The organism is Breznakia pachnodae (assembly GCF_030814225.1).
GTDB classification, from domain to species: domain Bacteria; phylum Bacillota_I; class Bacilli_A; order Erysipelotrichales; family Erysipelotrichaceae; genus Breznakia; species Breznakia pachnodae.
The window spans coordinates 39,033-50,657 of the sequence record NZ_JAUSUR010000001.1 but is presented as its reverse complement, the minus strand read 5'-3'; the positions used below and the strand labels follow the sequence as shown (position 1 = coordinate 50,657).

Here is an 11,625-nt window from a genome sequence, read left to right as displayed (position 1 = left end):
TGGAAACATGAAGACGAAAGCAGTACGCCTATATGGCGTTGATGATATTAGATTAGAAGAATTTGAATTACCAGAAATTAAAGATGATGAAATTCTGGTGAAAATTATTACTGACAGTATTTGTATGTCGACATACAAAACCGTGAAACAAGGAAAAAATCATAAACGAGTACCAAATGATGTAGCAGAAAATCCAATTATTCTTGGACATGAGTTTTCAGGTGATATTGTAAAGGTTGGTAAGAAATGGCAGGATCAGTTTAAGCCAGGACAACGCTTTGCACAACAACCAGCATTGAACTATAAAGGAAGTTTAGCTTCACCAGGATATTCATATAAATACTTTGGTGGTGATTGTACGTACTGTATTATTCCACAGGAAGTTATGGAATTAGGTTGTCTTATGGTATATGAAGGAGATTCTTACTACAGTGCAAGTTTAGGAGAACCAATGTCATGTGTAATTGGTGGCTATCATGCAAACTATCATACCAATAAAGTAAACTATAATCATGAAATGGGTGTAAAGGAAAATGGATATTTACTGATTTTAGGTGGTACTGGTCCAATGGGACTTGGTGCTATTGATTATGCAGGAGCAATTGAAAAGAAACCGAAGAAAGTAGTTGTTACGGATATTAGTAATGATCGTCTGAATCGTGCAAAACAAATCTTATCTGAAGAATCGATGAAAGAAAGAGGGGTTGAATTAGTTTATTTCAATCCAAATGATTATGAAGATGATGAAAAAGCACTTATGGATTTAACAGATGGACATGGATACGATGATGTATTTATCTATGCACCAGTGCAGGCACTAGCAGAACAAGGAAATCGCTTGTTGGCATTTGATGGTTGTATGAATATCTTTGCTGGGCCAACTGATAAGAATTTCTCAGCAATGATTAATTTATACGATGCTCACTATACAAGCACTCATATTATGGGAACTACTGGTGGAAACAATGATGATTTACTAGAAGCACTTGATTTATCTAGCAAAGGATTAGTAAATCCTTCTCTTATGGTTACACATATAGGAGGATTAGATAGTGTAGCTGATACAACACTTCACTTACCAGAGATTCCTGGTGGTAAAAAACTAATCTATACCCAAATCGAAATGCCACTAACAGCAATTGATGACTTTGAAGAACTAGGTAAAGATAATGAGTTGTTTAAGTTACTTGCTGATTCTTGTAAGGAACATAAAGGATTGTGGAATTCACAGGCTGAACAGATTTTATTAAACTATAATAATTAATATATTTTGGACATACAGCATCTTATTGTATGTCCTTTTTATGTTATACTAATAAGTAATTATGGAGGGAACCATGTATACAGATATTTTAAATTTCAAAGGGGAATGGAGAATTTATCAGAAACGAGTGTTGGATAATTTAGATAAACATTTACGAGATGATAAAATTCATATCGTTGCAGCACCAGGTTCAGGTAAAACAACATTAGGAATCGAAATAATAAAGCGATTAGGACAACCATGTTTAATCCTAACACCAAATATTACAATTCGTGAACAATGGTTGTCACGAGTGAAAGAAGGATTTTTAACTTCATCAACAAACAGTGATGAAGTTCTTTCAAATACGATTTGTTCACCAAAATTAATTACTTCTATTACTTATCAGGCGATGCACAGTAGTATTTCTAAAGTAAAAGACGATGATGAAGACTATAGCGATTTGGACATTCTTGGAGTAATTGAAAAACACAATATTAAAGTGATTTGTTTAGATGAAGCACATCATTTAAAGAACGAATGGTGGAAAGCATTAGAAAAATTAGTTGATTCCGGAAAAGGAGTTACTTTATTATCTCTAACAGCAACGCCACCATATGACAGCAGTTTTCAAGAGTGGAATCGTTATATTGATATGTGTGGCCCTATTGATGAAGAAGTGTTTACTCCTGAATTAGTAAAAGAAGGAAGTCTTTGTGCTCATCAGGACTATGTTTATTTTAATTGGCCAACCAAAGATGAAAAAGAAATGGTTGATAAACATAAAGATAATATTATTGCTTGTATGCGAGAATTATTGGATTTAAATTCACTAGAATCATTAATCTGTACCCATCCTGCACTTCGTGATCCTTCACCTTATATTGATTACTTTCTAGAAAATCCTACTTATTTAGTTTCTCTCATGATTTACTTAAAAGGAAAAGGAATTGCATATCCTAAAGAATTTAATGAAGTATTTGATATGAAAACCTTCGAACTTCCAATGATGAGTGGAAAGTATCTGCAGTGTCTTATTCAAAATGTTCTTTATGATGATATTGAACATTATCAAGATACAAATGATACCAGAAAATTAATTGAAAAGATTTTACGTACACATAGTTGCATTCATCGAAACAAAGTGAGTTTTGTGAAGAATGATAAAGTAGAAAAACTATTGGTAAATAGTAAAGGTAAGCTGAACAGTATTCAAACAATTGTAAAAGAAGAATATAGTCAAATGAATGATAGTTTAAGAATGTTAATTCTTTGTGATTACATAAAAAAAGAAATGATATCGTTAGTGGGACAGGAACATGGAATTTCAGAGCTTGGTGCTGTGCCTATATTTGATTGTATTTATTCATTAAAACTAAAAGGACTGAAATTAGCCATCTTAAGTGGTGGTATTGTTGTGATACCGAAAGAATGTGAATCTTTGTTAAGTTCTGGGTTATCCCAACATGGTTATAGTGCAAGTTATTCAAAACTGGGAATAGATGATTATGTACAAGTGTCTACGAACGCTGATAATGGGACTCTTGTACGTTGTGTGACTCATTTATTTGAACAGGGTCATATTCATGTATTAACAGGAACGAAATCACTTCTGGGAGAAGGTTGGGACTCACCTTGTATCAATACGCTGATATTGGCATCTTATGTTGGCTCATTTGTATTAAGTAATCAGATGCGCGGAAGAGCAATCAGATCGTATGATAAAGATTCAAATAAAGTGAGTAACATCTGGCATCTGGTTTGTATGGACCCAGTATCAAAGAATAAAGAGTTCACTTTAGAAGAACATGTATCAGCTGACTTTGATACCTTAAAACGAAGATTTGAATCTTTTCTGGGACTACATTATGAATTAGATGTAGTTGAAAGCGGATTTGGCAGGATTACTTATGTAACACCTCCATACAAAGAAAAGAATATAAAAGATATCAATAGCCAAATGTTGCAAGAATCAAGAAAACGAGATAAGCAAAAGAAACGTTGGGATCATGCACTTGCAGTAATTGATCAAAAGTCACCAGTAGAACAGGTGGTAAGCGTTGATAACGAGCAGTTTGAAAAGATATATGCATTTGCGAATACCTGGGCATTATGGATTGGGATGATTGTAAGTATGATTGTTCTTGCCCCAGTATATGCAATGCGTGGATCTGTAGGAAGTCTTAGTATGACCATGTCATTCTATTTCTTGATTTATATTATCTTTGCATTTATTTCCATGTATCTGGTTTCTTTTATTACAATAAAGTTATCACCACAACGTAATCTTCAACGAATTGGTGATGCAATCTTATCTGCATTACAGGATGCTGGTTATGTATCATCAAGAACCTTAAAAGTAAGGATTCGTAAAACACCGCTTGCTGAATGTGTAATTATTTATTTAGATGGAGGAGAGGCAAAGGATAAAAATCTATTTACTACTTGTCTCAAAGAATTCTTTGCAATGATTGAAAACCAACGTTATATGATAGTGCGAAAGGGAAGAATGAACAGCATTAATAAATACTTTGCGGTTCCAGAGATATTCTCTAAAAATAAAAAAGATGCTCAACTGTTTGAAGAGCATATAAAACGACTGATGGGTAGACATGAACTTGTTTATACAAGGAATGGAAGTGGCAGAAAAGTACTCTTAAAAGCACGAGCGAAATGTTTTGGTTATCGTAACCAGGCAATGTTAGAAGATAAGAAACAAGTACTGGGGAATCTGGAGTAATAATTATTTTACCATTACTGATATTTCAATACTGTAATTATTAGGGTCATCCGTTTGTAAGTGATTCAATAATTCATATTCATAAAAATCGCTGATTACTTTTAAGTTATTATTGGTTATGTAAGATAAAAGAATCTGATACGTATTTTTCAACTCATCATAGGAACCTTTGTGATAAATAAATGCATAGGTTCCTTTTTCTTTTGTCTTCATGTTCGGAATATTACGTTTTTTTGAAAGATAAGAATAATAGTAAGATTCTCTATAATATCCTCTAAAGATATCCTCTTTCTTATAAATAACTCCATAAGATAAATCATCATTGATTTCGTATTTTTGACAATATGCAATATGACTACTAATAGATTCATAGTAATCCTGTTCGTTGTGATGTGCTTCAAGAAAAGGGGTACAGACAATATGTTCTTCCTCTACTAATTCTATGATTGGCTCGAAGTAGGTAACATCCATTGCTTTCTTGGTGTTTTGAATTATATAATCAATTGACATATTTAACTGTTTTAGATGCTGTTGTTGTTGCTTAATCGTTTTTTTCTTATCTGCCAGTATTGTAAGGAAGTTATCTGCATTCTGATGCTTAATAAACTCTTTGATTTCTTTTAAAGAACTTCCACTATCCTGAAGCACTGAAATCATATCAAAGGTTGAAAATTGATCAATTGAATAAAATCGATAACCATTTTCATTTATATGAACTGGTTTTAATAGATCAATTGTATCGTAGTGAAATAATGTATTTTTTGTTGTATTGCATAGTTTCGCAAATTCGCCTGTAGTTAAAAATATTTTTGAATGCATAAATTTCTCCTTGACTATATGGTTACCATATAGTTTATGATATCATTTGTTCACACTTTTTTCTATAAATAAAGGAGGTCAATATGCAAAATTCTATAGCTAGAGAGTTTGATTTTAAATCACTTTTAAAATTTGCCTTTCCAACAGTCATGATGTTAGTGTTTATGTCACTATATACGATTGTGGATGGTATTTTCGTTGCCCGTTTTGTGGGAAGTAATGGAGTAGCTGCAATTAATATTGTCATGCCTGTATTTAATTTAATAAGTAGTATAGGTATTATGTTTGCTACTGGAGGGAATGCGGTTATATCAAAAAAACTTGGAGAAGGTAAAGAAGGGGAAGCACATGAAGACTTTACGTTTATCAATGTGTTCTGCTTTGCGGTAGGGGTTGTTTTCCTTGTTGCTGGTTATCTGTTCATGGAACCATTATTCCAAGTGTTGGGAGCAAGTGATGTATTAATGGATTACTGTATTGATTATGGAATCCTATTTATCTTGTTTGCACCTGTTTTGGTACTAAAGAATGTTTATGATCAATTGTTAGTTACTGCAGGTCATCCAAAACTTGCACTAAGAACTTCAATTGTTGGAGGTGTCGTAAATATTGTATTCGATTATATATTTATTGCTATTTTTCATATGGGAGTGTTTGGAGCTGCAATTGCTACGGTTTTAGGACAAATCGTTTCTGTTCTAATTGCGCTTCGTTTCTTTGTTAATCCAGAGAGTTCAATTCACTTCACAAAGATTAAGAAGAAATTCTCAATGATTATTGAAGCAATGATTAACGGTTCAAGTGAAATGGTATCACAATTATCATTCGCGATTACAACGGTTATCTTCAACTTAGGGATGATGCGCTTTGCTGGTGAAGATGGAGTTGCAGCCATTTCTATCATTTTCTATATTCAATATTTATTACTTGCTGTATTTATTGGTTTTTCCAATGGAGTAGCTCCAGTAATTGGGTATTCCTATGGTAGTGAAAATAGAGCACAACTGAAACGATTGTTTCGATATGCCAATATCTTTATTTGGATATTTTCAATTGCTATCTTTATATTGTCTTTGGTTTTTGGTGATTTCTTGATTGAAGTATTTATGGGAGAGAAGGGAGCTGCATATGAGTTAGCAGTTCATGGGTTATATTTATTTTCATTCTCATTTATCTTTAATGGATTTAATATATTTTCATCAGGATTTTTTACTGCATTATCAAATGGACCAATATCAGCAGCGATTTCATTTTTAAAGAATTTAGTTTTTATTGTATTCTTCGCATTGCTGTTACCAGAATATATGGGAATTGATGGATTGTGGCTGAGTATACCCGTTGCTGAGTTCTTAGCATTCTTTGTCTCAATGTTCTTCTTGCTGACACAACGAAAAAAATATGGGTATTAAAAATCATAGGTGATATTATTCGCCTATGATTTTTATTAATACTCGTTTTGTGCGTTTTCCATCGAATTCAAAATAGAAAATTTGTTCCCAGGTTCCAAAGTCCAACTCACCGTTTGTGATTGCACACGTTGTTTCGCGCCCCATGATGGTACGTTTTAAATGTGCATCAGCGTTATCTTCATATCCATTATGCTGATATTGACTGTATGGTTTTTCGGGAGCCAATCCTTCTAACCACTTCTCATAGTCATTATGCAAACCACCTTCATCATCATTGATAAAGACACTTGCAGTAATATTCATTGCGTTGATTAACACTAGTCCTTCTTTTATACCACTTTCATCAATTGCCTGTTGAACATCATTTGTGATATTCACAAGTCCTCTTCTTGTAGGAAGATGAAAGGATAATTCTTTTCGATATGATTTCATATATTATTCCTCTATTTTATACCAATAGAAACATCCACACTGGGGACAGATTGGCAAATCATCTCCATCGCGAAAGATAAGTGCAATATGATCACACTCGCTACAGCGATAACGTCCTTCTTTTACACTGGTGTTTGCTTCAAAAAGTTCTTTGTCGTTTGTTGTTTCCATAAGTTTCTCCTTTAGACTTGACTATAATATACCATAAATCATATAAACTTGTTCAATAGTGAACGATTTTATCCATTTAATGATGTAAAACTATTGGAAAAGAAATAGGAGAATAGATGAAAAATATTGATCAGTATTTCTGTTATCAAAATAATAGGGGTTGTGGAATGAGAAAATTATGATATACTATATACAAATCTTAATAGATGATAGAGGCGCGGTTAGCTAAGACGATTATGTGGATGAAGGCATTCAGTTGACATATAATGGGAGGGGCAATCGCCGAATACAATAGATTGGCAGATGTATTGTATGGGCTTATGGTGAAGAACTGTAAGACTGTCTACGTGAGTAGGTGTGCTATCTTAGTGATGTAATTTTAGTCAATAAGAGTATACCTTATTGACTTTTTTTGTGGAGGATAAAGCGATGTTACAAATTGGAAAAGTTCGTTGTGATGAATTATTAAAAGCATGTGGTAGTCCATTATATGTTTATGATGAAACACAAATAGAAAAAAAGGTAGAAGATTACCAAACATATTTTAAGAGTGAAAATTTCGATACCGAAATAGTATATGCATCAAAAGCATTTACTTGTGTAGCTTTATTAGAAAAGCTGAATGCTTATGGATGCAGTATTGATGTGGTAAGTGGTGGAGAATTATCGATAGCTAAAAAAGCAAATTTTCCTTCTGAAAATATTTATTTTCACGGGAACAACAAATTAAATGATGAAATAATCATGGCTCTTGAGTATGGAGTGAAAACGATTATTATGGATAATATGTATGAGGTGGATCAGGTAATTCACTTGGCAGAAAAGCTAAAGAAAGAGGTTCATGTGTTAATTCGTGTGAATCCTAAAGTAGAGGCTCATACACATGAATTTATTATGACAGCAACAAGTGATTCAAAATTTGGTATCAGTATTGATCAAAAAGATGATATCAAAGAAATGATCGCAAAAGTAAATGATAGTGAGTATGTTGTGTTTGATGGGTTTCATTCACATATAGGATCTCAGATATTTGAAGAACATGCGTTTGTTGCAGCAATTGATAAAATGATTGCTTTTATAAAAGAGATGGGAGAACCAACATCAGTCTTGAATATTGGTGGTGGATTTGGAGTCAGATATACGGATGAAGATACACCAATTCCAACAAAAGACTTATGTATCAAACTGATTGAAGCCATCAATCAAAGTTTACATACACATGATGTTCAACTGGATAAAGTGTGTATGGAACCTGGTAGAAGTATTGTTGGTGAAGCAGGTTATACATTATATGAAGTTGGTTTTACTAAAAAAACTCAAAATAAAGAGTTTATCTTTATTGATGGAGGAATGGCTGATAATATTCGTCCGGCACTATATGATGCGAAATATGCTTGTGATATAGCAAATAAAATGGATCAGGCAAAAGACTATACATATGAAGTTGCAGGAAAATGTTGCGAGAGTGGAGATATTATTATTCATGATGCAAAATTACCTAAAGTAGAAACAAATGATATTTTAGTTGTTTATACAACTGGTGCTTATGGATATTCAATGGCAAGTAATTATAACTGTTTGAATAAACCAGCAGTTGTGTTTGTGAAAGATGGAAAAGCCAGACAGGTAGTTCGTCGTGAAACTTATGAAGATCAATTAGCATTAAATGAGGAGAAGGAGCTTCAACTATGATTTCTTTTTCCAAATATCATGGATGTGGAAATAGTTTTGTTATTGTAGATTATGAGCAAGTAAAACAATATGTATTAAGTGATTTAGCGATTCATGTCTGCAGTAATGATACTGGTATTGGTGCTGATGGTTGTATTGTGGTAAAACAAAAACCATTAGAGATGCTGTTCTATAATCAGGATGGGACAATGGCTCCAATGTGTGGTAATGGAATTCGTTGTTTTTCTAAATATGTAATGGATAAGAAACTTGTAGATACAACAATATTTGATGTAATTACTGGTTCTGGTATTTTATCAGTAAACTGTGAACATGATTTATTTGAAGTAAACATGGGAAAACCATTGTTTGATAAGGAATTACTTCATATTGAAAGTGATGTTAATATTGAAGAGTTTGAATTGCATGGATTTAAGTTATGTAGTGTCTTTATGGGAACTGTTCATACGGTACTATTTGTTGATTCATTCAGCGATATGGATGCGGAAGTAGTTGGTATGGCAATCTGTAATGATGATACATTTAAAGAAAAGACAAATGTAAATTTTGTTGAGATAAGTGATCGAAAGAATATGAATGTTATCACTTATGAGCGTGGAGTTGGAATTACCAAAGCTTGTGGTACTGGATGTTGTGCAAGTTTTGTATATGCGAATAAAAAAGGATTGGTTGATGATGAGGTAATTGTTCATCTGGAATTAGGTGATCTGCACATTCGTTATCAAGATGATTATATTATGATGAAAGGCCCTGCAACTTTTATTGCAGAGGGAACACTAGACATAAAGGAGGTAAGATTATGTTAGTAGAAGGAAGTATTGTTGCACTGATTACACCGTTTAATGATAATGGAAGTATCAACTTCAACAAATTAGGAGAATTGATTGAATTTCATATTGAAAAGAAAACGGATGCACTACTTGTGTTAGGAACAACAGGTGAAACACCTACATTATCACATGAAGAAGATGACTCGGTAGTGAAATATACAATTGAAAAAGTAAATAAGAGAATTCCAGTTTACGTAGGAGCTGGATCAAATAATACGGATACACAGGTAACCTATTGTAAGAAGTATGAAGAAATGGGGGCAGATGCGCTGCTAGTTATCTCACCATACTACAACAAGGCAAATGAAGAAGGAATGTATCTTCATTTTAAAACGGTTGCAGATGTTATTAAAACACCATTAATTTTATATAATGTACCAGGAAGAACAGGATGCTCAATTCCTTATTCAGTAGTAAAACGTTTGGCAACACATCCAAATGTTGCTGCAATTAAAGAGGCAAGTGGAAATATTTCTTATCTTGCAACAATTGCTAAACTGGCAAGTGATGATTTCCAAATTTATTCTGGTAATGATGATATGGTTGTTCCTGCATTATCACTAGGGGGATGCGGAGTGATTTCGGTTGCAGCTAACATTATCCCTGAAGAAATGCATAATATGGTTCGATATTATTTAGATGGCAAGACAAAAGAAGCGCTTGATATTCAATTGAATTACTTGGATTTCATTAATGCTTTATTTATAGAAACAAATCCAATCCCAGTTAAAGAAGCAATGAATTTAGCTGGAATGGGTGTTGGAGGATATCGTTTACCATTAACGTATATGAGTGAAGTAAACCGTAATGTCTTAATCAAAGAAATGAAAGTACTAGGAAAGAATGTATGAAAGTAGCTTTGATTGGATATGGTGCAATGGGGAAGTTCATTGAACAAAGGCTACTAGAAAAGGGTCATACTGTTGCAGGGATTGTAAGTTTGGATCAATTAAAGGATATCAATGAAGTGAAAGACGACTTTGATGTAATGATTGATTTCTCTAATCCAGCTAACTTATCAATGTTGCTTGATTATGCAACCAAAAATAAAAAACCATTAGTAATAGCAACTACTGGATTTAGTGAAGATCAAATTAAGTCGATTTATGATGCATCAAAATTAGCACCTATTGTATATACTGCTAACTTCTCTCTGGGGGTTACAGTGTTTGAGGAAGTGTTGAAAATGGTAACTCCAATATTAAAAGATACATTTGATATTGAAGTAATTGAAAAACATCATAATAAAAAGATAGATGCACCAAGTGGCACAGCAAAGATGTTAGTATCAGCAATGAATCAAGATGGTGAGTTTGAAGAAGTATTTGGTCGCGAAGGTGTAGCAAAACGAGGTAAAGAAATCGGTGTTCATGCAGTACGGGGTGGTACAATTGTTGGTGAACATAGTGTAATCTTTGCAGGTGAAGATGAAGTGCTTGAAATTAAGCATGAGGCACACTCAAAGAATATTTTTGCAAATGGAGCTATTAAAGCAGCAGAGTTTTTGGTGGGTCAAGAACCTGGTGTCTATACAATGAATGACGTATTATTTTCAAAATAAGGGGAGACTATATGGAAGCACAAGATATTATAAATTTTATTAGAGATTCAAAAAAACAAACACCAGTAAAAGTGTTTGTGAAAGCAAAAGAAAAACTAGAGTTTAGCGATTGTCAATCATTTGGTTGCAGTAAAAGTCCAATTCTGATTGGTGAGTGGGAGATGATTGAGCCACAATTAACTAAATATAAAGATTTAATTACTGATTATTATGTTGAGAATAATGCTAGAAATTCTGCAATTCCATTACTGGATATCAAAGAAATCAACGCAAGGATTGAACCAGGTGCAATTATTCGTGATCAGGTAGAAATTGGTAATAATGCAGTCATTATGATGGGTGCTATCATTAATATCGGTGCGGTTATTGGTGATAACACAATGATTGATATGGGATGTGTTCTTGGAGGAAGAGCAATCGTTGGCAAGAATTGTCATATCGGTGCAGGAACGGTACTTGCAGGGGTTGTAGAGCCAGCAAGTGCAACTCCAGTAATCGTTGAAGATGATGTTGTCATAGGTGCGAATGCGGTTGTTATTGAAGGTGTAAAAATTGGCACAGGAAGTGTAGTAGCTGCTGGGTCGATTGTTTTATCTGATGTAGAGCCAGGAGTAATGGTTGCGGGTTGTCCAGCACGTGTCATCAAAAATGTAGATGACAAAACAGCAAGTAAAACAGGCCTGGAAGAAGCACTTAGAAAATTATAAGCAAAAGAAAAGCAACTACAC

General features: G+C 33.5%; 11 protein-coding genes and 1 riboswitch. Of the genes, 8 read left to right on the top strand and 3 right to left on the bottom strand.

Features of this window, described 5'->3' with window-relative positions; translation table 11 throughout:
* The first annotated feature begins 7 nt into the window (after positions 1–7).
* The gene (locus J2S15_RS00255) at positions 8–1,264 is read left to right on the top strand and encodes a zinc-binding dehydrogenase (RefSeq protein WP_307404345.1); all 1,257 of its coding nucleotides are present in this window, start codon (positions 8–10) and stop codon (positions 1,262–1,264) included.
* A 73-nt stretch (positions 1,265–1,337) separates the two neighbouring features.
* On the top strand, positions 1,338–3,983 hold the full coding sequence (locus J2S15_RS00250) for a DEAD/DEAH box helicase family protein (RefSeq protein WP_307404343.1): 2,646 nt from the start codon (positions 1,338–1,340) through the stop codon (positions 3,981–3,983).
* Positions 3,984–3,986: 3 nt separating this feature from the next.
* Here the strand turns inward: J2S15_RS00250 and J2S15_RS00245 are convergent, their stop codons facing one another.
* Positions 3,987–4,802: a MerR family transcriptional regulator gene (locus tag J2S15_RS00245; protein WP_307404341.1), complete on the bottom strand. Its 816-nt coding sequence runs from the start codon at positions 4,800–4,802 to the stop codon at positions 3,987–3,989.
* A gap of 83 nt (positions 4,803–4,885) precedes the next feature.
* On the opposite strand from J2S15_RS00245, the gene J2S15_RS00240 reads away from it, so the two are divergent.
* Positions 4,886–6,211, top strand: a complete 1,326-nt coding sequence (locus J2S15_RS00240; RefSeq protein ID WP_307404339.1) for an MATE family efflux transporter — start codon at positions 4,886–4,888, stop codon at positions 6,209–6,211.
* Between the two features lie 15 nt (positions 6,212–6,226).
* Here J2S15_RS00240 and J2S15_RS00235 read toward each other — a convergent pair whose 3' ends face one another.
* Complete coding sequence (locus tag J2S15_RS00235; RefSeq protein WP_307404337.1) at positions 6,227–6,643, bottom strand: secondary thiamine-phosphate synthase enzyme YjbQ; 417 nt, start codon at positions 6,641–6,643, stop codon at positions 6,227–6,229.
* 3 nt (positions 6,644–6,646) lie between these two features.
* Entirely contained in the window at positions 6,647–6,814 is a 168-nt protein-coding gene (locus tag J2S15_RS00230) for an FmdB family zinc ribbon protein (RefSeq protein WP_307404336.1), read from the bottom strand.
* Positions 6,815–7,016: 202 nt separating this feature from the next.
* Positions 7,017–7,185, top strand: a riboswitch (Lysine riboswitch).
* Between the two features lie 58 nt (positions 7,186–7,243).
* On the opposite strand from J2S15_RS00230, the gene lysA reads away from it, so the two are divergent.
* From lysA to dapD, 5 genes are read left to right on the top strand one after another with little or no spacing between them, the layout of a single operon-like run.
* Positions 7,244–8,506, top strand: a complete 1,263-nt coding sequence (gene lysA, locus J2S15_RS00225) for a diaminopimelate decarboxylase (RefSeq protein ID WP_307404334.1) — start codon at positions 7,244–7,246, stop codon at positions 8,504–8,506.
* Complete coding sequence (dapF, locus tag J2S15_RS00220; protein WP_307404333.1) at positions 8,503–9,312, top strand: diaminopimelate epimerase; 810 nt, start codon at positions 8,503–8,505, stop codon at positions 9,310–9,312. The genes lysA and dapF overlap by 4 nt, the downstream gene beginning before the upstream one ends.
* Positions 9,306–10,187 (top strand): 4-hydroxy-tetrahydrodipicolinate synthase, encoded by an 882-nt coding sequence (dapA, locus tag J2S15_RS00215; protein WP_370872439.1) that lies wholly within the window; start codon positions 9,306–9,308, stop codon positions 10,185–10,187. The genes dapF and dapA overlap by 7 nt, the downstream gene beginning before the upstream one ends.
* Positions 10,184–10,897: a 4-hydroxy-tetrahydrodipicolinate reductase gene (dapB, locus tag J2S15_RS00210; protein WP_307404331.1), complete on the top strand. Its 714-nt coding sequence runs from the start codon at positions 10,184–10,186 to the stop codon at positions 10,895–10,897. The genes dapA and dapB overlap by 4 nt, the downstream gene beginning before the upstream one ends.
* Positions 10,898–10,908: 11 nt before the next feature.
* On the top strand, positions 10,909–11,604 hold the full coding sequence (gene dapD, locus J2S15_RS00205; RefSeq protein ID WP_307404329.1) for a 2,3,4,5-tetrahydropyridine-2,6-dicarboxylate N-acetyltransferase: 696 nt from the start codon (positions 10,909–10,911) through the stop codon (positions 11,602–11,604).
* The last annotated feature ends 21 nt before the right edge of the window (positions 11,605–11,625 follow it).